Consider the following 23,352-nt stretch of genomic DNA (forward strand, 5'->3'; position numbering starts at 1 on the left):
CCGGGCCCCCGGGCCCCGGGCTTCGTGCCGCTCAGCGGAACACCGACGGCGGCGGTACGGGCGAGGGCCTCGCGTCGGCATCGGTCACCGCGGCCGCGCCTCCCGTGAAGTCGGCCAGGGTCCTGCCGTGTTCCACCCGGCCGGGGTGCGGATCTCCGGCGACCCTGCGGGTCAACTCGGCGACCGGCAGCGGCAGATCGGACGCCAGCAGCACCGCGTTGCCGAATCGACGGCCGCGCAGCACGGTCGGGTCGGCGGCGACGGCGAGCTCGGGGAACACGGTGGCGGCGGTGGCGATCTGGCCGCGCAGATGGGCGAGCGGCGGGCCGTCGGCGAGGTTGGCCGCGTAGCGCCCGCCCGGCCTGAGCACCCGGCGCACCTCTGTGAGGAACTCCGTGGTGGTGAGATGGGCGGGGGTGCGGGCTCCGCTGAAGACATCCGCTATCACGAGGTCCGCCCAGCCGTCGGGCACCTTGCGGAGCCCGTCACGGGCATCGGCCGACCGCACTCGTATCCGGGCGTTCGGGTCCAGCGGCAGCCGGTCGCGGACGAGTTGGACGAGGGGCACGTCAACCTCGACCACCTGCTGGGTGGAACGCGGACGCGTGGTGGCGATGTACCGCGCGAGGGTGAAGGCTCCGCCGCCGAGGTGGAGGGCGCGCACCGGCTTCCCGGCGGGGGCGGCGAGGTCGACCATGTGGCCGAGACGGCGCTGGTACTCGAAGGTGAGCAGCGCGGGATCGTCCAGATCGACATGGGACTGAGGGGCACCGTCGATCACCAGCGTCCAGGCCCTGGGGCGCTCGCGGTCGGGTATCAGCTCGGCGAGGCCGCCGGCCACGGTTTCGACCACGATCTCCGCCGACGCCTCACGCCCACGCTGCTTCTTCCTCGCCACCACTCCATTATCGGTGGGCGGGCTGCCCCGCCTCCAGCGGACCGCTGAGCCTCAGATGCTGTCCGCGGCCTCGATCATGCGCGCGGCCTCACCAAGTGCCTCGCGGAGCATCTCGGGATCCGTGACCGGAACGACGTCCGTGGACCCGGGGGGCAGCAGCCAGTCGCTGCCCCGGGCGGCTTGGCTGCTGGTGGGTTCGGCGGGAATACGCAGGCCGCGGCCCGCGGTCTCCGTACAGGCGCTGCCCGGCATGTCCCAGCCGGCCGCTGTGCCCGGCGGCACCAGAAAGCCCAGGGTGTCACAGCTGCCGTCGTGCAGGACCGGGCCGACCGCCGGTGCGCCACCACGGCGGAGGATGTCGACCGCTTCCAGGCCCTGGCGGGCAGGCACGGTCACCAGGTCGCACGGCATGGAGTGGTCCTGAGCCGCACCGCCGGACTCGCCGCCGCGTTCCCGGTACTCCCGGTACTCCCGGTATTCCACGCGCTCCGTGTGGTTCGTGTGCCGGTCGTGCTCCTCCTGCTCGGGAGCCGGCCCCGGCGCCGCGCTGCGCTCCTCGCTGGGCAGATGCTGGACACTCGTCGCACTCGTCGCACTCGTCCGTGAGCCACCGCTGGTATCCACGCCGACCTCCAACAAGGGAACCCCTCCTCGCCGAGCAAGGGAGGACACGCACCGCGTCCCCTCATGGTTCAACGCCCTTGCGCGTCAACGGCTACGGCGGCACGCCGCTACAAAGGATGGCAGTTCATGGCGGATCGCGGGTGAGATATCCCGTTTGTAGCTAAACAGGGCGTAGCGGGGCGGTCACAGCCGGTACCTTCTTGGCGCGCCGGAGCGTGGAATGCCGGCAGTACAGGAGAGGGCTCGGCCATGGCGTCGTCACGGGCAGTTCCCAACCTCGTCTTCCGGCGGCTGCGCGGACAGCGCTCACCGGGAGAGTTCGCCGCGCTCGTCCGCCGGGCGGCCCGGGAGATCGGCGAGCAGGTCGCCTGCGACGCCCGGTACATCGGGCGGGTGGAGGCCGGCGAGATCCGCTGCCCCAACTACGCCTACGAGCGGGTCTTCCTGCACATGTTCCCGGGTTCGACGCTGGCGGACCTGGGGTTCGCGGCCCGCGACACGGTACGCGGGCGGCGGACTCGGCAGACGGGCGGCAGCGGCGGCAACACCCACAGCACCACCTACAGCAACGAGGAGAGCGACGTGCTGCGTCGCGCATTCATGACCGGCGGCACCGCCACCGTGGCGACCGCATCCCTGGGTCTCGGCTCCCTGCCGGTACCCGAAGAACTCCGGACCGTCACGCCGCGCCAGCGGATCGGCGAGTCCGAGGTGGGCGCCGTCGAGGAGGCCGTGCGCCGGATCCGGCAGCTCGACGACCGGCATGGCGCCGACCGGCTCTACAAGTGGGCCGCCCACCCTCTGCGCAGCGCGTACGCGCTGCTCGACTCGGGTACGTCCACCCGCGGCTCGACCCTGGGGCGGCTCGCGGCGGGTGCGGGTGAGCTGGCCATCTCGGTGGGCTGGCTGGCCCATGACTCGGGCCGGTTGGATGACGCCCGCTCGCACTACGCGGAAGCGCTGGCCACCGCGCGGGTGGCCGACGACCCGGCGCTGGAGGCGCACGCGTTCTGCAACACCTCGTTCCTGGCACGGGACGGCGGCCGGTACCGGGAGGCGGTACGAGCCGCCCAGGCCGGCCAGCAGGCGGCCGGCAAGCTGGGTTCCGCACTGCTGCTGGCGCTGCTGAGTCTGCGCGAGGCCGGCGGCTGGGCCGGGCTGGGCGACCGCGCGTGCTGCGAGCAGGCGCTGTCCCGGGCCCACGCGCTGTTCGGCCGCGGTCCCGCTGACGCCGATCCGGAGTGGATGTCCTTCTTCGGGGAGCCGGAACTGCAGGCACTGGAGGCCCAGTGCTGGTCGGCACTCGGCGACTGGCGGCGGGCCGCACGGCACGGCCACCGGGCGACGGTTCTGCAGAAGCCCTACTTCGCCCGCAACCTGGCGCTCTACCGGGCGCAGCTGGCGCTGGACCTGGCTCGTGCGAAGGACACCCCGGTGGAGGCCGCGGCGGCGGCCGGACAGGTGCTCGACGTACTGGACGAGGTCCAGTCGTCACGTATCCGCGCGATGCTCGCCGACACCGCGCGGATGCTGCTTCCGCGGCGGCGCACCCCGGGGGTGGCCGACTTCCTGGACCGCCACACGCACACGTCGCGGACGGCGGTCGGCAGGGCCTGAACCGTGCGACCGCCTGCGGCGGTGGCACGGGGCGGGCGGACGGGCCGCCCTGGTCAGGTGCCCAGGTGGCCCGTGTCGTTCCAGCGGTCGATCGCCGGGGCGCCGTAGGCCCAGCCCAGGGCGGACAGACTGGTCGGGTCCAGCTTGATCCGGGCAGCGAAGGAGACGTCCTCGCCGATCCAGCGGGCGCCCAGCACTCGCAGGATGTGGCCGTGCGCGAAGACCAGCACATCGCGATCGGCGGACCGCACGTACTCGACGATCCCGTCGGCGCGGTCGGAGAGCTGGGCCATCGTCTCGCCGTCGGGGACCCCGTCGCGCCAGATGAACCAGTCGGGGTCGATCGCGTGGATCTCGGCTTGTGTCATGCCCTCATACGCGCCGTAGTCCCACTCCATGAGCGCGTCCCAGGGCTGGGCCCGGTCGGCGAAACCGGCGAGCTCGCAGGTCTCGTGGGCACGGGAGAGCGGACTGGTGCGGATCTCCGCGTCCGGGAGTCCGTTCCACGGCTCCTTGTGCAGACGCTCTCCCAGTAGCTTCGCTCCACGGCGTCCTTCGTCCAGGAGCGGGATGTCCGTCCGTCCGGTGTGCTTGCCCGACGAGGACCACTCGGTCTGGCCGTGCCGGGCGAGGAATATGCGGGGTGCCATGGCCTCATCATCGCCCAGCCGGACGATCATCGCCCACCGACTGCACAGCCGCTCGGTCCGGCGGCGCGGTCCGGCGGCGGAGTGCAGGGCGCCGCGTCATTCGTTGCTCCAGGCAACCCCCGCCGCGGGAGCCGCGTCCTCCTGCCCGTAGCGTCTGCACGCCGGTCACCACCGTCGCACCGGTGCCGCCACACCCGTGCCGCCGCACTGGTTCACCGGAACAACAAGGGGGAGAGCGTCCGGATGGCGAGAGAGTTGCCCGCGCGGCCCGGCCGCCGCAGTCCGCTCCAGCGGCGTCCGCGCTGGTGGAGCGAACTACCGCTGCTGATCGCCGTCTACGCGGCGTACTCGGCGGGACGGCTCCTGGCGCGCGGAGGCAAGAGCGACGCCGTCACCCAGGGGCTGACCCTGCTGGAATGGGAGAAACATTTCGGCATCAACTTCGAGCACCCGCTCAACCGGCTCTTCACGAGCACACCGGCCCTCGGCATACCCGCCGACTTCATCTACGCCTCCCTGCACTACCTGGTGACACCCGCGATCCTGGTGTGGCTGTTCCGCAGACGACCCCGGAACTACCGGGCCGCACGCACCTGGCTGCTCCTCTCCACCCTGCTCGGGCTGATCGGGTTCACCCTGGTGCCGACCTGCCCGCCGCGATTGCTCGACGCCGCGCACGGATTCACCGACACGATGGAGCAGTTCAGCTCGTACGGCTGGTGGGGCGCGGAGGCGAGCGCGCCCCGGGGACTCGGCGGGATGACCAACCAGTTCGCCGCGATGCCGAGTCTGCACGTCGGCTGGGCCCTTTGGTGCGGGGTGATGCTCTGGCTGCACGGACGCGGGGTGGCGGCACGGACGTTCGCGGTCGCCTATCCGCTGATCACCACGCTGGTGGTCATGGGCACGGCGAACCACTACTTCCTCGACGCGGTCGGGGGCGCGCTCACCATGGCGGTGGGACTGCTGCTCACCCGGCCCGCACTGCGACTGGCCGACCGGGTACGGAGCCGGATCGCGGCCGGCGCCGGAGAGGCCGGATCGGACGGATCCGACCGGAAGTCCACGATTGTCAGTGGCGGATGCCAGACTTCCGCGGGTGAGCACATCCCTGGACAGCGGACCTCATCCGCAAGTCCCGCCGACGGCACTCCGGCAGCGACTCGCTGAGCTGCGCGGCCCATCGGCCGCTCCGCATCCGCTCGACGCCCGCGCGTTGGCCGCACTCGCCGCCAACCCCGGGTGCAAGCGGCGGGCGCTGCTGGACGGAGCCGGGGTGGACAAGGCCGCGCTCGCCCGGGCGCTGGGGTCACCGGCGGCCTTCGGCCAGTCGCAGTTCGCGTTCATGCGGGGCCATGCGTTCGAGGCCAGGGTCAAGGCGGACGGCGGCACGGAGCTGCTGAAGCTGCTCGGCGTGGAGGACGCACGGCGCGCCCGGGTCCCCGACCTCTCGGCGGCCGGTCCCGAAGGGCGCACGGCACGCACGGCGCTGGCGCTGCGCGAGGCCACCAGGGCCGGGGAGCGGTCCGGCGAGTGGACGCTGCTCGACCATCCCCTGCTGGCGCTGGAGGTGGCCGGGTCGCCGGCGTATCTGGAGCCGGACGCGGTCGTGGTCCATCCCGACGGCCGGTGGACCGTCGTGGAGATCAAGTCGTTTCCGGTGGTCGACGGCTCGGCGGACGCGGCCAAGGTCGGTTCGGCCGCTCGCCAGTCGGCGGTCTATGTGCTGGCGCTGGAGCGGGTCGCGGAGCTGACCGACGGAGCACGGGTGGCGCACTCGGTGCTGCTGGTCTGCCCCAAGGACTTCACCAACCTGCCCGTGGCCTCGGCGGTCGATGTGCGCAAGCAGCTGTCGGTGACAAGACGGCAGCTGGCCAGGCTGACCCGGATCGACACAATCGCAGCCGCGCTGCCCGACGGGGTCAGTTTCGACACGGAGGGCTGCTCGGTCGGTGAGCTGACGGCATCGGTCGAAGCGGTACCCGCCGCGTACGCTCCCGACTGCCTGGCCGCCTGCGAGCTGGCCTTCCACTGCCGGGAGCGGGCCCGCGCGGCAGGCGCGGTGGCAACGCTGGGGCGGTCGGCCCGCGGAGAGCTGGGCGGACTCACGGCCGTCGGGGACGTGCTCGCCGCGGCCCGCGGAGAGTCCGGCGACCCGGACGACCCGGCGGTCGCCGCCCTGCGCCGGGCGGCGTCGCTGCGAGCCGAGGCGCTGGAGGTCGCGGGATGTCGCTGATCAGTACGCTCGCCCGGCTGGAAGCGGTCGAGAGTGGCCGGGCCCAGCGGCTGGCCACGGCGCGGCACCGGCACCTGTCGGCGCGCCCGCTGGTGCTCGTACCGCTGACGACCGCCGGTGAGGCCGGGGCGCCGCTCGGGGCGATGGTCGGCACGGACCGCGACGCGCCACGGCTGCTGAGCGTGGCACAGCCGCGCGACCGCGATCTGCGCTCCGCCTTCCTCGCCGAACTCGCCGAGTGCGTGCTGCCGCATCTGGAGGGGTACGAGGCCGGCGTCGAAGCCGCCGAGCGTGCGGAGACCGACCCGGAGACCGGCAAGCGGGTCAAGGTCTCCGTCGAACTGTGCGCGGATGCCGCACAGCTGATCGTGCCGAGCCGCCCCGGTATCGACTTCGTCCGGCTGCTGGGCCGGTCGATGCGGTTCCGGCGGACGGTGGAGCAGGACCCGGACACCCCGCATCCCGCGCCGCCGCGAGTGCCGCTGCTGGGACGCTGGCTGACGCACTACGGGGAGCGGGCCAGGGTTCCCGGGTCGTCGCTGCTGCTCGCGATGACGGATCTGCTGGGGCGGCACTGGGCGACCGGGCAGTCCGCGTTGGAGGACCAGCACCTCGGCGCGCTGGTGGCCTGGATCGCGCCGCCCGACGGCGAGAGCGGCGCCGAGGCGGCGTTGCGCGCCGAGACGGCCCGGGACGGTGCGGGGCAGCTCGTGTGCCCACCCGCGGGCCCCGCCACCGACCCGGCCTTCGACAACCGGCTGCTGGCACCCGCGATGGAGCGCTACGACCGGGCCCGTCAGGCTCTGGCCACGGCGGAGGACGGGGCAGCCGCGGACGAGTGGCTCGGGCGGCTGACGGTGGCCGAGGGGGAGATCCGGGGTCTTCTGGGGCAGGTGCTGCGGCCCACCTGGGACGCCGTATGGCAGGGCATCGACCTGCTGCGAGAGCTGCCAAAGGGGTCGAGGGTGGCCGACCGCTGGACCCGCGACCGCTGGTCGTTCACGGGCCACCGCGACCGGGTCCGGGCGGGCGAGCCGCCGCAGCCGCGCCGCGACGACGCGGTGACCGCGGCACGGAAGCTCGCGGCTCGCGAGACGGCGCAGGCCCAGCTGGAGGCTCAGGAGGCCCTGGACGATCCGCTGGTGCTGGCCGGGCGGCGGCTCTCGGGCGACGCGTTCGTCGGCGAGGTCACCGAGGTGGTGATGGCCTGGTCGGAATCCAAGCGACCGTCGCCCCGTCCGTTGGTCACGGTGCGGACCGACGACACCCCGCAGCTGGGCGCGGGCGTGAAGGTGTACCGCTCGCTGGAGAGCGGACCGCAGAGCGCGGAGTTCGTGGCGTGGTGCGAGGAGGACGGCTCGCTGGTGCTGCGGCTGCTGGACCGGATGGGGCGGTCACGGGACCCCGTCGATGGGTCCGTACCGGAGAAGGGCGACCGGATCGCCTGGACGCTGTTCGAGCATGAGCAGCGGGGCGGCCCGAAGCTGCCCGACCCGGAGGACACCCCCTGGACGCACGGGGGGCCGCCGCGCGGCGACGTCTCGCAGGGCGCGGAAGGTCCCGACCCGGTGACCACGGAGGACCTGCTGTGAGGGAGCCTGCAGCGATCGAGGCCGCCGCTTCCGCGCTCGACCCGGGCGCCTCGGCAGCCCGGGCCACCGAGGCGATCATGGCGGACACCGTGGCCGGGGACGCCCGGGGTGTCGTGGTGGACTCCCCGCCCGGCGCGGGCAAGTCGACGCTGGTCGTGCGCGCGGCGCTGGAGCTGGCCTCGGCCGGCAGACCGCTGATGATCGTCGCCCAGACGAACGCCCAGGTGGACGACCTGGTGCTGCGGCTCGCCGAGAAGGAGCCGGAGCTGCCGGTGGGCCGGCTGCACAGCAACGACCCGGACCCCTACGACCACGCGCTCGACGGCCTGGACAACGTGCGGAAGTCGGCGAAGGCAGGCGATCTCGCGGGCCTGGACGTGGTGGTCTCGACCGCCGCCAAATGGGCGCACGTCAAGGGCGTCGAGCCCTGGAGCCACGCGATCGTGGACGAGGCGTACCAAATGCGCTCGGACGCCCTGCTCGCCGTGGCGGGGCTCTTCGAGCGTGCTCTGTTCGTGGGCGACCCGGGGCAGCTCGACCCCTTCTCGGTGGTCGGCGCGGACCAGTGGGCGGGGCTGTCGTACGACCCGTCGGCCAGCGCGGTCTCCACCCTGCTGGCGCACAACCCGGAGCTGCCGCAGCACCGGCTGCCGGTGTCGTGGCGGCTGCCCGCCTCAGCCGCGCCACTGGTGTCCGGGGCGTTCTATCCGTACACGCCGTTCCGCAGCGGTACGGGTCACGGCGACCGGCGACTGTCCTTCGGTGTCGCCTCGGACGGCTCGGGGACGGACCGGGTACTGGACGAAGCCGCCGAGTCCGGCTGGGGGCTGCTGGAGCTGCCCGCCCGGCACACTCCGCGCACCGACCCCGAGGCGGTCCGGACGGTGGCACTGGTGGTGCGGCGGCTGCTCGACCGGGGCGGGGTCTCGGTGTCGGAGCGGTCCGACGGTCCTGTGCCGCTGACCCGGGACCGGATCGCGGTCGGCACCGCCCACCGCGACCAGGCCGCGGCGGTACGAGCGGCGCTGACCGAGCTCGGGGTGAGCGGGGTGGCCGTGGACACGGCCAACCGGCTCCAGGGGCGCGAATTCGATGTCACCGTCGTGCTCCACCCCTTGTCGGGCCGCCCCGACGCGACGGCGTTCCACCTGGAGACGGGCCGCCTGTGCGTGCTGACGTCCCGGCACCGGCACGCCTGTGTCGTGGTGTGCCGCGCGGGCGTGGCGGAACTGTTGGACGAGCATCCGTCCACCGAGCCGGTGCAGCTGGGCGTGAGCATGAAGTTCCCGGACGGATGGGAGGCGAACCACGCGGTGCTGTCTCATCTGGCGGAGCATCGCGTGGTCGCCTCCGCCGGATGAGGGTGGCCTGAGCAGGCGCGGGTGCGGACACGGGTCGCCGTGGTCCTCGTCGGGAGACCGGGCGCGGTCGCCGGATGCCGCGGTCCGCGGCGATGTCGGCGGACCGCGGGGCCCTCTTGCGCCGCGCGGGACAATGGTGGGTGGCCGATGGCCGGAATGCGTGGTGAGGAGAGAGGCATGGCGGAATCGTCGGAGCGCGGCGAGCGGCGGATGCGGCCTGCGCCGCTGATCTTCGAGCCTTCGGAGGCCGCGTCCGACCCGGAGCACTTCTTCGATCTGGAGTCGATCGAGGACCCCCGGGAGCTGCTGGTCCGTGCGACGGAGCTGACGCTCGCCTTCCAGTCCGCGGCGGACCGGGCCCTGGAGTACCAGGCGCTCGCCGCGGCGCAGCTCGCCGATCCGCGGCGGTTCGACCGGCTGAACACCGCGGAGATCGCCGCCCGGGCCGAGTGGAGCGAGGACTACGCGCGGAAGATGGTGGAGTTCGGGCGCGACCTGCTCCGCGCCTCGGAGCCCGGAGCGCAGTAGCCGTTGCCGTAGCCGTTGCCCCCGGGGAAGGGTGGACGGCGACCTGCGCGCACCGCCGGCGAACCCGAGGCTAGCGGGGTGCGGGGTTCGCCGTGTCCCCGGGCGCCGTAGCGGCGGCGGGCGGCACCGGGGCGGACCCACGGACGCGGCGAGGTGCCGTACATCACGTACTCCTGGATATGAGCTCACACGATCGCGGGCATGGAGCCGGGACCGCCCCCGATACACCGCTGTCCGGCGCCTGGCTGCAGGGTGAGGACGGGGCGGGAACACGGCGCACGGCGCGGCTTCCGCGGTCATGTGCGGGGCTCCCCGAGGCGGGGACGCACGGCGGTGCGTATATCGATTTTTCCTCTCGTGGATCCGGATGCTAATGTCTACGACGTCAGCAGGCGCCGCTAGCTCAGTTGGTTAGAGCAGCTGACTCTTAATCAGCGGGTCCGGGGTTCGAGTCCCTGGCGGCGCACCGACGGAAAAGGCCCCTCGCAGCAGCGAGGGGCCTTTTCGGTCGTCAGGACACCACCGGGGTGATCTTGACCGTCCAGGAACCCCACGGTGTGCGGTCCAGCACCTGCACCCGCACCCGGTCCTTCGGGTCCGTGAAGGTCTCCCCCACCCCCAGGGGGGCATCCGCGAGGGTCGGGTAGACGGACTGACCCCAGCAGGCCTCGGTGTGCGGATGGGTGTCGATCACCTCGACCGGGCCGGCGCCGGAGGCGGGCTCGTTGCGCACCCGGTAGATCAGCACGCCTTCGGTGCAGGTGCCGCGATCGATTCCGGTGGCTCCGCGCGCCTCGATGGCAAGGGCCGAGCTCTCGCCGGTGCGGACCACCGCGAGCCGGGTACCCAGGGTCCCGCCCGGGACAGGGGCGGCGCCCATCGACTCCAGCGTGAACATGCGGTCTGCGGCGCGCCGGCCCGCCACACACCGGACCTCGTCGTCGTTCAGCCAGCCCAGCTTCCACTTGTGCCAGCCGAAGAGGTCGGGAGCGAGGCCGAACTGGCTGCCCATCACGTCCCAGTCCCCCACGTGGGTGTCCCAGTCGCTCTTGCCGTCGGTGGGCCGGTGGTAGAGGTCCGGGAGGTCGAAGACATGGCCGGTCTCGTGGGCCAGGACGTTGCGGTCGGGCGGGTGCTTCTCGAAGACGGTGACCACGCGTCGGATGTCCGCGCCGTCAGCGGACAGCGGATAGTCGAAGTTGACGACTTTGGTGGCGTCGGAGTCGACTCCCGGTGCGTCCGGGTCGGCCACCAGGTAGACGATGTCGTAGCGCGAGAAGTCCACCGCAGGGTCGGCGACGGCGATCGCGTCCCGCAGATAGGCGGCGCGACGGCTCGCGTCCCAGTCGCGCTTCATCCGATACGCCGTCGAGGCCTGCGGCATCCTGATCCACTTCCGCAGCGGATGGGCCCTCAACTGGAAGCGCCCGTACGACGCGCGCCGGAAGAAGTCGGAGGTGGCCGGGAAGTGGTCGGCGGCCAGTTCAGCGGGTCTGGTCTTCGGGGCGGCGTCAGGGAAGGAGAGGAAGACCATGACGGCGTCCAGGTCGCGGTCAGGTCGGGGGTAGGCCTGGTTCCAGCTGTCCAGGCCGATGCTGTGGTGGGCCGAAGTGCGCGGCAGGGCGCAGCGGTCCGCCGATGTGTCAGCGACGGCCGGTCCGGCGACGAGGGACGTGGCGGCGAGGGCCACGAGAGAGGTGAAGGCAGCCGCCGTGGCACGCATCCGGGGCCGATCCACTCCCTCGGGTGGTCCCTCGTGTGTCTGCTGACCCTCCACGTCGACCTCCGGCTGCGATTTACGGAACGCCTCACCCACTTTGTGATGGTTTTAGGTAATTCGCACCTTTCCGCTGGTCCGGCTGGGCGAGCGAACAGCGACACCCCGAGCTTTCACGGAAAGTCACAACCGATCAGGAGAGTGCCGAGCGCGGCCATGGCCGCGCAGAAACGATCGGGCTCGTCCCTGGGGTGCCCTCGGTCACCTCTGACACGCTGGAACGGCCACCGGCCAGCCTCTATGATCGGCACACTTTCCCGGCTTTCCGGCCTCGACCGGGCCTGAACGACACGACGCACAGCGGGAGCGAGCGGTGAGCGTAAACCCCGAAGGGCCGAGTCCCGCGGCGGTCACGGCACCCGGGAGCGCCTCGTCGCCGCTCACGGAACGTCATGAGTGGGCCGGGGCGGGTGCCGACTACCGGGCGGCCTTCAACGCGGCCCAGACCGCGATGGCGCTGGTCGACCACGAGGGCCGTGTCGTGTCCGCGAACGACGCGCTCGGCACCCTCCTCGGCACCGAATCCACCGCGCTGCACGCGCAGTCGGCCGCCGAGCTGGTCGACCTGACGGGTGACCCCCGCACCTGGCACGCCTACCGCGAGGTGCTCCAGGGCCGCAGCGCCCGGTTCCGCTGCACGCGCAGGCTCAAGCACCCCGACGGGCGTTCGCTGTGGACGGAGGTCACGGTCACTCCCGTGCCCGGCCGTCCACGCGCCCTGCTCTCGGTGGCCGATGTCAGCGAGCGGCGTGAACTCCAGGCACGGTTGCGCCATATCCAGATGCACGATCCGGTGACCCGGCTGCCCAACCGCACCCTGTTCTTCGAGCGGCTCTCCACCGCCCTTGAGGCCTCCTCGTACGAGCCTGGCGGGACGGGCCGGATCGGGCTGTGCTACCTCGACCTCGACGGGTTCAAGGCCGTCAACGACACTCTCGGGCACCGGGTCGGCGACCGGCTGCTGGCAGCGGTCGCCGCGCGGCTCACCGAGTGCGCGGACAGCGACGGATACGCTCGCAGCGGCGGCCATCTGGTGGCACGGCTCGGCGGCGACGAGTTCGCCATCCTGGTCGAGGACTCGATGGGCAGGGAGCAGCTCGCCGAGCTCGCCCGCTCCGTGCTCGTCGCGCTCCAGCAGCCGTTCGACCTCGTGGGACAGCGGCTCTCGGTCTCGGCGTCCATCGGAGTGGTGGAGCGGTCCGCCGACGGGACGACGGCGACCGGTCTGATGCAGGACGCGGACACCACCCTGTACTGGGCGAAGGCGGACGGGAAGGCTCGCTGGACCTTCTTCGACCCCGAGCGCAACGCCTACCGGATGACCCGGCAGGCGCTGTCGTCCACCCTGCGGCCCGCGGTCGAGCGCGGGGAGTTCGGGCTCGAGTACCAGCCTCTGGTGGGGATGGTCGACGGGGTGGTCCGGGGCGTCGAGGCACTTGTCCGATGGAATCATCCGCAGTTCGGCACACTGGCGCCGAATCGGTTCATCGGAATTGCCGAAGAGGACGGGTCGATCGTCCAGCTCGGCCGGTGGATCCTGCGCTCAGCCTGCCGGCAGGCCCGGCAGTGGCAGATCGACCACCCGGGCGCGACCCCGCTGTTCGTCAGCGTCAATGTCGCGGTCCGCCAGGTCTGGGACTCCGACCTGGTCGCCGATGTGGCGGGCATCCTGACGGAGACGGGCCTGGCGGCCCATCTGCTTCAACTGGAACTCACCGAGTCGGCGGTGATGGGCTCTGCCGGACGCCCGCTCCAGGCGCTCCAGTCGCTGAGCGACATGGGCGTGCGGATCGCCATCGACGACTTCGGCACGGGCTACTCGAACCTCGCCTATCTGAGCCGCCTGCCGGTGTCCGTGCTGAAGCTGGACGGCTCATTCGTGCGCGGCTTCCGCTATGACGACGGGACCCACCCCAACCCCGCGGACGAGACGATCGTCGAGGCGATGGTGCAGCTCGCCCACCGGCTGGGGCTCACGGTCACGGCGGAGTGCGTCGAGACGGTCGGCCAGGCGGAGCGGCTGCGCAGGATCGGCTGCGACACCGGGCAGGGCTGGCTGTACTCGCGCGCGGTCGGTCCGGAGCGTATCGACGGGATGATCGGGGTCAGTCCGCAGGTGGTGTGACGCCCTCGGTCAGTTGGGGGTTGCGGCCGAGTCCGGCAATCCGTACGCGTCGGCGATCAGCCCGTACGAGCGCACCCGGGCGTCCGCCCCGTGGGCGTTGGATGTGATCATCAGCTCGTCCGCTCCGGTGCGCTTGCGCAGATCGTCAAGACCGGCGCGTACCTCGTCCGGCGTGCCGTGGACGACATCGGCGAGCCAGCCGTCCACGAACTCCCGCTCCAGCGCGCTGAACGCGTACGCCTCCGCCTCCTGCGGCGTCGGTATCAGACCGGGGCGGCCGGTGCGCAGCCGCAGCATCGACAGAGCACCGGTCAGAACCTGGCGGCGGGCTTCCCCGGCGGTGTCGGAGGCGAACGCGGCGACACCGATCAGGGCGTAGGGGGCGTCCAGTGCCTCGGACGGGCGGAAGCTGTCGCGGTAGAGGTCGAGCGCCGGGATGGTGTGGCGCGCCGAGAAGTGGTGGGCGAAGGCGAAGGGCAGCCCGAGCATGCCCGCCAGCCGGGCACTGAAACCCGACGACCCGAGGAGCCAGATCGGCGGCCGGGCAGGGGACTGCACCCCGCCCGCCGCTGTGGCCTGAACGGGGCCGGGGACGGCGTGGATCCGGGCGTAGGGGTGACCGTCCGGGAAGTCGTCGTCCAGGAACGCGGTGAGCTCGGCGAGTTGCTGCGGGAAGTCGTCGGCGCCCTCGCCGGACCGTTCGCCGCCGCGCAGCGCGGCGGCGGTGGCCCCGTCGGTACCGGGTGCGCGCCCGAGTCCGAGGTCGACCCGGCCGGGGGCGAGCGCCTCCAGGGTTCCGAACTGCTCGGCAACCACCAGCGGGGCGTGGTTGGGCAGCATCACACCGCCCGAGCCGAGGCGGATGCGCTCGGTGTGTGCGGCGAGGTGGGCGAGGATCACCGCGGGGGACGAGGAGGCGACACCGGGCATGGAGTGGTGCTCGGCGACCCAGTGGCGGTGGTAGCCGCGGCGCTCCGCGAGCCGGGCGATGTCCACGCTGGTACGCAGCGCCTGGGTGGCGGTGCGCCCGCTGCCGACGGTGACCAGGTCCAGGACCGACAGCGGCACGGGTGCTTCGCCCCGAGCCGTGCCCCGGATCCGGTCGTCTGCTGTTCTCGGTGCCGCCACGGTTGGGCCCCTCCTGTGTCGTCGCGCTCCATAGCCTCGGCTCCATGGAACAGGAGGGTCTCTCCGGTTATTCCGGCCGTTCCGCGGGAGCGGTTCAGCCGCCGCTGGGCTGCCACTCGTCGCGTTCCCGGTCGGGCCTGACGAACAGCGCGCCCAGGTCGTCGGCCCAGGCCCGCCGCTCGGCGAGCCGCAGTCCCTCCCACACCGTCACCTGGTTCGCCGTGAGCACCGGCTTGCCCAGCTCGGTCTCCAACTCCTCCAGACAGGCGACCGTGTGCAGGGCGGTGTCCGGCAGCAGCACCGCTTCGGCCCTCGGGTCATCCCCGGCCCTGGCCAGCTCAAGCACCTGCGCCCGCTCCCAGGTGCTCACCTCGGCGGCGGTGACGACGCCGCTCGCCCGTGCCGCCGCCACCTCGATACCCGCCTCCTTCAGGAAGTCCCCGAACGCGGCGGTGATGTCCTCCGGGTAGGTCGCGGCGACCGCCACCCGGGTCAGGCCCAGATGCCGGGCCGCGTGCACGAAGGCGAACGAGGTGCTCGACGCCGGCAGCCCGGCGGTCTGTGCCAGCTCCCTGATCTGCTCCTGCGCGCCCTGCCGGCCGCGGATGAAGCTCCCGCTCGTGCAGGCCCAGACCAGCGACTCGGCCCCGGCGAGACGCAGTTCCTCGACCCCTGCCGCCAGTCGGGCCGCCGAACCCATCTCCATCAGCGCGTCCGTCCGGTGCGCGTCCTCGCCGATATCGGTGTGGAAGATCGGCAGCCGGATGTCGCTGTCGAGAAGCACGGCGATGCGCGGATAGTCGTCCTCGGCGGAGTGCCCCGGATAGAGAAGTCCAACGGTCGTCATGTCCATCCTTCCTGCTGTTCCCCGGGCTGGGCGGACGGGGGTACGGGCGGCGGTGACACATGCGCGGGTCCAGGAGGCGGGGGCGGCATCTGCGCGGCCCCGGGCAGAAGCAACGGCGGCGGCTCCTCGTGCGGCCCCGCGGTGGCCATCAGCAGGGCCTGGTACGAGCCGACCGCGTACACCCCGATCCGGCGCAGAGCAGCCCAGATCGTGACCTGGTTGGCGGAGACCACCGGCATGCGCAGTTCCGCCTCCAACTGGGGTATCGCGTCGTACGTGGGCAGATTGGTGCAGCTGATGAAGAGAGCGTCCGCCGCGCCCACCACGGCCTGCCGCGCCATGTCCATCACCGACCGGTACGGAACCTTCCAGATGTGCCGGGTCAATCCGAGGAAGGCGCGCCCCGTGACCGCTACCCCAGCTTCGCCCAGATACTCCTCCAGCGCCCCCGTCACGGACTCCGTGTAGGGCGTGACCAGGGCGATCCGCTGGGCACCCAACTCCTCCAGTGCCTCCAGCAGCGCCCCCGACGTGGTCAGCGAGGCGACGCCGCCCGCCTGCGCCATGGCCTCGCACATGGCCCGCTCCCCCGCGAGCCCGCCCACGAAGCTGCCCGAGGTGCAGGCGTACGCGATCACCTCGGGCTCGGACACGGACAGCGCCCGGACCGCGTCGGCGAGTGTCTCGTGCTCGCTCACCAGCCGAGCCAGGTCGAGCGAGACCTCGACGGGCACATACGGCGTACGGGTGACCCTCAGCGAGACCTCGTCCGGGACCCAGCGCCACAGCTCGCGGTCGAGCGCGAAGTCGAAGGGTGCCACCACACCGATTCCGCGCTGCGGAGCAGGACCGCCGAGAAACGAGACTTCAAGGGACACATCCATCGCAGGCCCCCTTCGGAACATCTTGTTGACGACGGTAGGTTGGGGTGCGAGCGTGGGTCAATCCGTACATGTCAGACGTTCAGAAACGGATTCTCCCGCGATGTCCGTACCGGCCGTACCGCCCGTGCCGACCGTTCTCGTGCTGGAGGCGGAGCCGCCTCCGCGACTCGGCCCGCTCATCGGGCAGGCCGACATCCGCTACACCGACGAACGCTGCCTCGCGGACGCGCTTGCGGGCGCCGATGTACTGCTGGTGTGGGACTTCGCCTCCGACGCGGTACGTCGCGCCTGGCCCGGCCCGGGCCCGCGCCCGCGCTGGGTGCACACCCCCAGCGCGGGGGTGGACCGGCTGCTGTGCCCCGAGTTCGTGGCGTCGGACACCGTGCTGACCAACGCCCGGGGAGTCTTCGAGGAGCCCATCGCCGAGTACGTGGCCGGGCTGGTGCTCGCCATGGCCAAGGACCTCCCCCGCACCCTGGAGCTCCAGCGCGGACACGAGTGGCGGCACCGCGAAGGCCTGCGGGTCGCGGGTGGCAAGGCGGTGGTCGTCGGCTCGGGGCCCATCGGGCTCGCCATCGCCGGGACCCTGCGGGCGCTGGGAGTGACCGTCGCCGTCACCGGTCGCACCGGGCGCCCCGGAATCCACGGCGCGGAGCATCTCGACCGGTTGCTCACCCGGGCCGACTGGGTGGTGTGCGCGGCACCGCTGACCGAGCGGACCCGCGGCATGTTCGACGCGCGGCGGTTCGGGCTGATGCAGCCGTCGGCCCGATTCGTGAACGTGGGCCGGGGGGCGCTGGTGGTGGAGGACGCCCTGGTCGCGGCGCTCGGCGAGCGGGGGATTGCCGGGGCGGCCCTCGATGTGTTCGAACGTGAGCCGCTGGCGCCGGACGACCGGCTCTGGGAGGTGCCCGGACTGATCATCTCGCCGCACATGAGCGGAGACACGGTCGGCTGGCGGGACCGGCTCGGCGAGCAGTTCACCGAGCTGTTCGCCCTGTGGAAGGCCGGAAGGCCCCTGCCGAACGTGGTCGACAAGAAACGGGGGTACATCCCCTCTCATGACACCGACACCTGAACCCGGCGCGGCGGCACTGACCGGACTGACCGCCCGTCAGCTGATCGCGGGGTACGAACGGGGTGATTTCTCCCCCCTGGACGCCACCCGTGCCGTGCTGGAGCGGATCGAGGCGGTCCAGCCTGCGGTGAACGCGTTCGTCCGGGTCGACGCCGAAGGGGCTCTGGCCCAGGCCGTGGACGCCACCGAGCGCCGACGCAGAGGCGAGCCACTCGGGCCGCTGGACGGGGTGCCGGTGACCGTCAAGGACCTGCTGCTCCAGGCCGGTGTGCCGACTCTGCGCGGCTCGCGGACCGTGCGGGCCGATGCCACGGCCTGGGACGAGGACGCCCCGGCCGTGGCCAGACTGCGGGAGAACGGCGCTGTGCTGGTCGCACGGACCACGACACCGGAGTTCGGCTGGAAGGGTGTCACGGACTCGCCGCTGACCGCGATCACCCGGAATCCCTACGACGTGTCGCGCACCTCAGGCGGGTCCAGCGGAGGCAGCGCCGTGGCCGTGGCGCTGGGGGCCGCGCCGCTGTCCGTCGGTACGGACGGCGGCGGCTCGGTCCGGATTCCGGCGTCGTTCTGCGGCGTCTTCGGGCTGAAGCCCACCTACGGGCGGATCCCGCTCTATCCTGCCAGCCCCTTCGGCACCCTCGCCCACGCCGGGCCGATCGCCCGCGACGCCGCCGACGCGGCCCTGCTGCTTGATGTGCTCAGCGGCCCGGACTGGCGCGACTGGTCGCAGCTGCCCCCCGCCGCCACCATCGCGGGCACCCTCGGCGCGGGAGCGGCCGGGGCGGACGGTGTGAAGGGGGTCAGGATCGCCTACTCCCCGTCCCTCGGCGGCCAGGTCGCCGTCGCCCCCGAGGTCGCGACGGCCGTCCGCGCCGCCGTGACGCGGCTGGCGGAGCTCGGTGCGTATGTCGAGGAGACCGACCCCGATCTCGCCGAGCCGGTGGACGCCTTCCACACCCTGTGGTTCACGGGAGCGGCTCGGCTGACCCGGCATCTCGACTCCGGGCAGCGGGAACTGCTCGACCCCGGGCTGCGGGAGATCTGCGCGGAGGGCGAGCGGCGGTCCGCGCTGGACTACCTCGCGGCGGTGGACGTGCGGACGGACCTGGGCCGGCGCATGGGCCGCTTCCACAGCTCCTACGACCTGCTGGTCACGCCCACACTCCCTATCACGGCCTTCGAGGCCGGCGTGGAGGTGCCGGCCGGCTCGGGGCTGCGGCGCTGGACGGGGTGGACCCCGTTCACCTACCCCTTCAACCTCACCCAGCAGCCCGCCGCTTCCGTGCCTTGCGGGGTGGACGGTGACGGTCTGCCGATAGGGATACAACTGGTCGGAGCCCGCCACCAGGACGCGCTGGTGCTGCGCGCCGCGCACGCGCTGTACGTCTCGGGCGCGGCGGCGATCCCGGCACCATCCGCCGGGGTCTAGGACGTGGCTCACAGCCGCCGGAGGTTCAGCGTCTCGCCCAGCGCCCCGGCCCGCCACAAGTCCTGGCAGGCCGAGGCCATCCGGTCGAGTCCGTCGACCACCGTGCCCCACACGATGCCCGGCACCCAGCCCGTATCCCCGTTCAGCAGCAGGTTGTTGCGCTCGTAGAAGAGGGCGAGATCCACGGTCACCGGCCGGGTCAGGTCCTGGTCATAGCCATAGGCCGCCGTCGCCAGCTCCGTACCGGTGAAGGTGAAATAGCAGAGGTCGCCGGGAATGGGCGTCACCGTCGGATTCTCCAGCGGCGGCTCACGCTCGGCAAAGGCGGGGAAGAGCGCGTAGATCTCGTTGCGCGCGTACTTCGCGTGGTACACGTCGCTGCCCAGCGGCAGGGCATCCCATACGGCCTGGCAGGTCAGCGGCGCCTGGTCGTCCAGGAGGCGTGCGGTGCAGTGCACGCCTCGCTTCGCCAGGGAAACGTCGATGAAGCGATCAGCCATTGGTTACGCATACCCCGACTCGGGCCGGGTAGCCGCGCGCCCATGGCTCCTCACACGGCTGAACACACCAGACGGGCGATACCGGCGATACCGAGGCGCACCCTGCTGCTGGGTACCGCGGGCGCATTGGGCGCCGCGGGAGCCGCGGGCGGCTGCGCCCGGGTCCCCGACGGCGACGGGCTGGCCCGGCTGAGATCCCAGGGCACGGTGCGCCTCGGCATCGCGGGCGAGGTGCCCTACGGCTATATCGACGAACAGGGCGAGTTCACCGGTGAGGCGCCCGAACTCGCCAAGGCGGTCTTCCAGCGGCTCGGGGTGCCCCGTATCCAGCCGGTCGCCACCGACTTCGCGTCGCTGATACCCGGCCTCAACTCGCAGCAGTTCGACGTTGTTTCGGCCGGGATGTACATCAACAGGGAACGCTGCGCACAGGTCATCTTCTCGGACCCCGAATACCAGATGCTGGATTCCTTCATCGTGCGCAAGGGCAATCCGATGAATCTGCGCGGCTACGACGACGTCGTGCGCGCCAAGGCGAAGTTCGCGACCGGAACCGGCTACGCGGAAATCGGCTACGCGATCGCGGCCGGATATCCCGAGAAGGACATCGTCATCCTCCAGGACCAGGTGGCCGGGCTGAACGCCGTCGAGTCCGGCCGGGTCGACGTGTTCGCGGGCACCGCGCTCACCGCCCGGGAGGTCGCCAAGGGCAGCGCCAAGGCCGAGGCCACCGCCCCGTTCGCCGCGATCGTGGACGGCGAGAAGAAGATCGACGGCGGGGGCTTCGCGTTCCGCCCGAGCGACACCGCGCTGCGGAACGCCTTCAACACCGAGATCCACCGGATGAAGAAGAGTGGTGAGCTCTTCCGCATCCTGCGCCGGTTCGGCTTCACCGAGAGCGAGATGACCGAGCTCACGGCGAAGGAGCTGTGCCGATGACCGCCGGACTCTGGCAGAACTGGGTACTCCCAGGAATCTGGGTCACCATCCAGCTCACCGTCTACAGCGCGGCGCTGGCCGCGGTGGTCGCGTTCGGCGTCGGCATGGCCAGGACCCACCGCTCGCGTGCCGTCCGCTTCGTCGCCGCCTGCTACACCGAGGTGTTCCGCGGGACGTCGGCGCTGATCCTGATGTTCTGGCTGTTCTTCGTGCTCCCGCCGCTGCTGGGCTGGCAACTCGTCCCGATGTGGGCGGCGGTGCTCGCGCTCGGCCTCTCGTACGGCGCGTACGGGGCCGAGATCGTGCGCGGTGCGCTGAACGCCGTGGCACCCGCTCAGCGAGAGGCGGGGATCGCTCTCAGCTTCACGCCCTGGCAGCGGATGCGGCTGGTGCTGCTGCCGCAGGCCGTGCCCGAGATGATCCCGTCCTTCTGCAATCTGCTGGTGGAACTGCTGAAGGGGACGGCGCTGGTGTCCCTGCTCGGCGTGGGCGATGTGTCCTTCGCCGCGTACCTGGTGCGTCTGGCCACTCAGGAGAGCGCGCAGATCTACACGGTCACGCTGGTGATCTACTTCGTGCTCGCCTTCGTCATCACCCGTTCCATGAAAGCGCTTGAGCGCAGGACCAAGGCGAACCTGGGAGTGGTGGCCAAGTGAACTGGGACTGGTCCGCGGTCGCGGACTTCATGCCGCGCTTCTGGGACGGTGTACTCGTCACCCTGCAGGTCCTGGTGCTGGGCTCGCTGCTGTCGTTCTCCCTCGGCCTGGTCTGGGCGCTGGCACTGCGGTCGGAACTGCGCCTGGTGAGCTGGCCGGTGGGGCTGATCACGGAGTTCATCCGCTGCACCCCGCTGCTGGTGCAGCTCTTCTTCCTCTTCTTCGTGCTGCCCGAGTGGGGCGTGCAGTTCTCCGCGCTCGCCACCGGCACGATCGCGATCGGGCTGCACTACTCGACGTACACCGCGCAGGTCTACCGGGCCGGCATCGACGCCGTACCGGCCGGGCAGTGGGAGGCCGCCACCGCACTGAGCCTGCCCGTGCACCGGACCTGGCTCGCGGTGATCCTGCCGCAGGCGGTGCGGCGTATCGCGCCCGCCCTCGGCAACTACGTGATCGCGATGCTCAAGGACACGCCGATCCTCGCCGGGATCAGCGTGCTGGAGATGCTGCAGCAGTCCCGTCTGGAGAGCGCAGCGACCTTCCAGTACACGGAGCCGCTGACCGTCGTCGGCATCGCCTTCATCGTCATCGCCTATCCGGCTTCCCTGCTCGTACGGACCCTGGAGCGCCGCCTTGCCCGCTGAGACACCCGCCCGGAAGAACACCACGCCCGAGGCCGCGGCGGCGTCCGCGGCCCCGGCCCCGGAACTGATCCGCTTCACCAACGTCACCAAGCGGTTCGGCGACAACACCGTCCTCGACGATCTCTGCTTCTCGGTGCGCCCGGGCAAGCACGTCACCCTGATCGGCCCCTCCGGCTCCGGCAAGACGACGATCCTGCGGCTGCTGATGACCCTGGAGCGGCCCGACGAGGGCACGATCGACGTCGACGGCGGCCGGCTGTTCCCTGCCGACGAGAAGCAGCGGCGCGAGGCGCGCAAGAAGATCGGCATGGTCTTCCAGCAGTTCAACCTGTTTCCCAACATGAGCGTGCTGCGCAACATCACCGAGGCCCCGGTGAGGGTGCTCGGGCTGTCCAAGGACGAGGCCGAGCAGCGCGCACGCGATCTGCTCGACCTGGTGGGTCTGGCCGACCGCCTGGACGCCAGACCGACGCAGCTGTCCGGTGGGCAGCAGCAGCGGGTGGCGATCGCCCGCGCGCTGGCGATGCGCCCGCGGGTGCTGCTGCTGGACGAGGTCACATCGGCGCTGGATCCCGAGCTGGTGGCCGGGGTGCTGGACGTGCTCAGGGACGTCGCCCGCAGCACCGACATCACCATGCTCTGTGTGACCCACGAGATGAGCTTCGCCCGGGACATCTCCGATGAGGTGCTGATGTTCGACTCGGGGAAGGTCATCGAATCGGGCAGCCCGGAAAAATTCTTCTCCGAGCCGGAGCACGACCGCACGCGTGAGTTTCTCCGTGCGGTGCTCTGACCACCAACTATCCTGCTTAGGATTGACCCTGGCATATGCCAGGGTGGTGCGCCCCGGGAAATGCCCCCGGGGCGCACCACAATTCTCGCCAACAGTCCCCCCAAGGCTGGTTCTTGGCGGCTATCGTGGTACGGAAGCATGCGGTCACAACCTGGTAGGGGGAAACCGTGGCGCTGAAGCCGGAGCCGACCGCGCCGTTCCACTCAATCCAATACGCGCTACGGGTGCTGGAGGCTATCTCCAGGCACGGCGGAGGAGTCACCGACGCACAGATCGCCCGGGAGACGGGGCTGCCCACCGGGCACTTGGCGCCTCTACTGCTGATGCTGCGCCGCGAAGGCTATGTGGAACAGGTCGGCGACAGCGCATACGTCATAGGCGACTCGCTGGTGCTGCTCGGCTCGGGCACCACCCGCCAGGAAGCACTGGAGCGCAAGCTCCAGGAGACTCTCACCGAGCTGCGCGACTCGGTCGGCGCCGCTGTGTACATCAGCCGGTACATCGACGGCGAGGTCAAGATCACGCAGTACGCCGACGGACCCCGCACGCCCAAGGTCAACGAGTACGTCGACTTCCGCTCCGCCGCACACGCCAGCGCGGTCGGCAAGTGCCTGCTCACCCAGCTCGACCAGAACGGCCGCCGGGACCACCTCTCGCGCCATAGGATCGCCCGGCTCACCTCCCGCACGATCACCAACGAGAAGGTCCTCTTCTCCAAACTGGACGCACAGCCGCCCACGGTTCCGGTGCTGGACCTCCAGGAGTACGCGGTGGGCACGGTCTGCGCCGCGGTGCCCCTGACGGCCGGTTCCTCGGTGGGGTGCCTCGCGCTCTCACTTCCGATCGAGCACGCGCACCGCCTGCGCGCCGCGGCGGACACACTGAACCGCAGGGCGGCGCCGGTGGTGCTGTCACTGACCCTCTGAGGACCCGGCGGGTGCTCCAGGCCGGACACATGTGCGGCTGGTCGGGGGCACCCCATCGGACCAGGTAGTATTACTTCCGTCGTCAGCCGCCGAGCGCGGCGGGAACGGCAAACC

22 protein-coding genes and 1 tRNA gene are annotated in these 23,352 nt (G+C 71.5%); 15 read left to right on the forward strand and 8 right to left on the reverse strand.

Going from position 1 to position 23,352, the window contains the following annotated elements; translation table 11 throughout:
• Window positions 1–31: 31 nt before the first annotated feature.
• Both V1460_RS31110 and V1460_RS36530 read right to left on the reverse strand, forming a co-directional pair.
• Window positions 32–898 carry a fused MFS/spermidine synthase gene (locus V1460_RS31110; protein ID WP_338676933.1) on the reverse strand — a complete coding sequence of 289 codons (867 nt, stop codon included), beginning with the start codon at window positions 896–898 and terminating at the stop codon, window positions 32–34.
• A 51-nt stretch (window positions 899–949) separates the two neighbouring features.
• Entirely contained in the window at window positions 950–1,522 is a 573-nt protein-coding gene (locus V1460_RS36530) for a hypothetical protein (RefSeq protein ID WP_407077557.1), read from the reverse strand.
• A 249-nt stretch (window positions 1,523–1,771) separates the two neighbouring features.
• Here V1460_RS36530 and V1460_RS31120 point away from each other — a divergent pair, with 249 nt between their 5' ends.
• A complete protein-coding gene (locus V1460_RS31120) occupies window positions 1,772–3,139 on the forward strand; it encodes a tetratricopeptide repeat protein (RefSeq protein ID WP_338676934.1) in 1,368 nt (455 codons plus the stop codon).
• 53 nt (window positions 3,140–3,192) lie between these two features.
• On the opposite strand, the gene V1460_RS31125 is transcribed toward V1460_RS31120, so the two are convergent.
• Window positions 3,193–3,789 (reverse strand): histidine phosphatase family protein, encoded by a 597-nt coding sequence (locus tag V1460_RS31125; RefSeq protein WP_338676935.1) that lies wholly within the window; start codon window positions 3,787–3,789, stop codon window positions 3,193–3,195.
• Window positions 3,790–4,032: 243 nt separating this feature from the next.
• Between V1460_RS31125 and V1460_RS31130 the strand changes: the two genes are divergently transcribed.
• From V1460_RS31130 to V1460_RS31155, 6 genes are all read left to right on the forward strand, one after another.
• Entirely contained in the window at window positions 4,033–4,959 is a 927-nt protein-coding gene (locus V1460_RS31130; protein ID WP_338676936.1) for a phosphatase PAP2 family protein, read from the forward strand.
• Window positions 4,889–6,025 (forward strand): hypothetical protein, encoded by a 1,137-nt coding sequence (locus tag V1460_RS31135; RefSeq protein WP_338676937.1) that lies wholly within the window; start codon window positions 4,889–4,891, stop codon window positions 6,023–6,025. Before V1460_RS31130 ends, V1460_RS31135 begins: the two co-directional genes overlap by 71 nt.
• On the forward strand, window positions 6,016–7,617 hold the full coding sequence (locus V1460_RS31140) for a hypothetical protein (protein WP_338676938.1): 1,602 nt from the start codon (window positions 6,016–6,018) through the stop codon (window positions 7,615–7,617). Before V1460_RS31135 ends, V1460_RS31140 begins: the two co-directional genes overlap by 10 nt.
• 77 nt (window positions 7,618–7,694) lie before the next feature.
• Window positions 7,695–8,978 carry an AAA domain-containing protein gene (locus V1460_RS31145; RefSeq protein WP_338678278.1) on the forward strand — a complete coding sequence of 428 codons (1,284 nt, stop codon included), beginning with the start codon at window positions 7,695–7,697 and terminating at the stop codon, window positions 8,976–8,978.
• A 177-nt stretch (window positions 8,979–9,155) separates the two neighbouring features.
• Window positions 9,156–9,506 (forward strand): hypothetical protein, encoded by a 351-nt coding sequence (locus tag V1460_RS31150; protein ID WP_338676939.1) that lies wholly within the window; start codon window positions 9,156–9,158, stop codon window positions 9,504–9,506.
• A gap of 392 nt (window positions 9,507–9,898) precedes the next feature.
• Window positions 9,899–9,972: transfer RNA gene (locus V1460_RS31155), tRNA-Lys, on the forward strand.
• A 45-nt stretch (window positions 9,973–10,017) separates the two neighbouring features.
• Here V1460_RS31155 and V1460_RS31160 read toward each other — a convergent pair.
• Window positions 10,018–11,229 carry a M6 family metalloprotease domain-containing protein gene (locus V1460_RS31160; RefSeq protein WP_338676940.1) on the reverse strand — a complete coding sequence of 404 codons (1,212 nt, stop codon included), beginning with the start codon at window positions 11,227–11,229 and terminating at the stop codon, window positions 10,018–10,020.
• Between the two features lie 367 nt (window positions 11,230–11,596).
• Between V1460_RS31160 and V1460_RS31165 the strand changes: the two genes are divergently transcribed.
• Window positions 11,597–13,408, forward strand: a complete 1,812-nt coding sequence (locus tag V1460_RS31165) for an EAL domain-containing protein (protein ID WP_338676941.1) — start codon at window positions 11,597–11,599, stop codon at window positions 13,406–13,408.
• Window positions 13,409–13,417: 9 nt separating this feature from the next.
• Here V1460_RS31165 and V1460_RS31170 read toward each other — a convergent pair whose 3' ends face one another.
• The 3 genes from V1460_RS31170 to V1460_RS31180 all read right to left on the reverse strand — a co-directional run bounded on the left by V1460_RS31170 (window position 13,418) and on the right by V1460_RS31180 (window position 16,267).
• On the reverse strand, window positions 13,418–14,536 hold the full coding sequence (locus tag V1460_RS31170; protein ID WP_338676942.1) for an LLM class flavin-dependent oxidoreductase: 1,119 nt from the start codon (window positions 14,534–14,536) through the stop codon (window positions 13,418–13,420).
• A gap of 94 nt (window positions 14,537–14,630) precedes the next feature.
• Entirely contained in the window at window positions 14,631–15,383 is a 753-nt protein-coding gene (locus V1460_RS31175) for a decarboxylase (protein WP_338676943.1), read from the reverse strand.
• The gene (locus V1460_RS31180; RefSeq protein WP_338676944.1) at window positions 15,380–16,267 is read right to left on the reverse strand and encodes a decarboxylase; all 888 of its coding nucleotides are present in this window, start codon (window positions 16,265–16,267) and stop codon (window positions 15,380–15,382) included. The genes V1460_RS31175 and V1460_RS31180 overlap by 4 nt, the downstream gene beginning before the upstream one ends.
• Window positions 16,268–16,367: 100 nt before the next feature.
• On the opposite strand from V1460_RS31180, the gene V1460_RS31185 reads away from it, so the two are divergent.
• Both V1460_RS31185 and V1460_RS31190 read left to right on the forward strand, forming a co-directional pair.
• Window positions 16,368–17,345, forward strand: a complete 978-nt coding sequence (locus tag V1460_RS31185; RefSeq protein WP_338676945.1) for a D-2-hydroxyacid dehydrogenase — start codon at window positions 16,368–16,370, stop codon at window positions 17,343–17,345.
• Window positions 17,329–18,777 carry an amidase gene (locus V1460_RS31190; RefSeq protein WP_338676946.1) on the forward strand — a complete coding sequence of 483 codons (1,449 nt, stop codon included), beginning with the start codon at window positions 17,329–17,331 and terminating at the stop codon, window positions 18,775–18,777. The genes V1460_RS31185 and V1460_RS31190 overlap by 17 nt, the downstream gene beginning before the upstream one ends.
• Window positions 18,778–18,785: 8 nt before the next feature.
• Here the strand turns inward: V1460_RS31190 and V1460_RS31195 are convergent, their stop codons facing one another.
• On the reverse strand, window positions 18,786–19,277 hold the full coding sequence (locus tag V1460_RS31195; RefSeq protein ID WP_338676947.1) for a DUF3830 family protein: 492 nt from the start codon (window positions 19,275–19,277) through the stop codon (window positions 18,786–18,788).
• A gap of 42 nt (window positions 19,278–19,319) precedes the next feature.
• On the opposite strand from V1460_RS31195, the gene ehuB reads away from it, so the two are divergent.
• The 5 genes from ehuB to V1460_RS31220 all read left to right on the forward strand — a co-directional run bounded on the left by ehuB (window position 19,320) and on the right by V1460_RS31220 (window position 23,238).
• Complete coding sequence (ehuB, locus tag V1460_RS31200) at window positions 19,320–20,216, forward strand: ectoine/hydroxyectoine ABC transporter substrate-binding protein EhuB (RefSeq protein ID WP_338676948.1); 897 nt, start codon at window positions 19,320–19,322, stop codon at window positions 20,214–20,216.
• Window positions 20,213–20,872 carry an ectoine/hydroxyectoine ABC transporter permease subunit EhuC gene (gene ehuC, locus V1460_RS31205; protein ID WP_338676949.1) on the forward strand — a complete coding sequence of 220 codons (660 nt, stop codon included), beginning with the start codon at window positions 20,213–20,215 and terminating at the stop codon, window positions 20,870–20,872. The genes ehuB and ehuC overlap by 4 nt, the downstream gene beginning before the upstream one ends.
• Window positions 20,869–21,519: an ectoine/hydroxyectoine ABC transporter permease subunit EhuD gene (gene ehuD, locus V1460_RS31210; RefSeq protein ID WP_338676950.1), complete on the forward strand. Its 651-nt coding sequence runs from the start codon at window positions 20,869–20,871 to the stop codon at window positions 21,517–21,519. Before ehuC ends, ehuD begins: the two co-directional genes overlap by 4 nt.
• Before the next feature lie 64 nt (window positions 21,520–21,583).
• Window positions 21,584–22,312 (forward strand): ectoine/hydroxyectoine ABC transporter ATP-binding protein EhuA, encoded by a 729-nt coding sequence (gene ehuA, locus V1460_RS31215; RefSeq protein ID WP_338678279.1) that lies wholly within the window; start codon window positions 21,584–21,586, stop codon window positions 22,310–22,312.
• A 167-nt stretch (window positions 22,313–22,479) separates the two neighbouring features.
• On the forward strand, window positions 22,480–23,238 hold the full coding sequence (locus V1460_RS31220; protein WP_338676951.1) for an IclR family transcriptional regulator C-terminal domain-containing protein: 759 nt from the start codon (window positions 22,480–22,482) through the stop codon (window positions 23,236–23,238).
• Window positions 23,239–23,352 lie beyond the last annotated feature (114 nt).

Origin of the sequence: Streptomyces sp. SCSIO 30461 (assembly GCF_037023745.1) — a bacterium.
GTDB lineage: Bacteria > Actinomycetota > Actinomycetes > Streptomycetales > Streptomycetaceae > Streptomyces.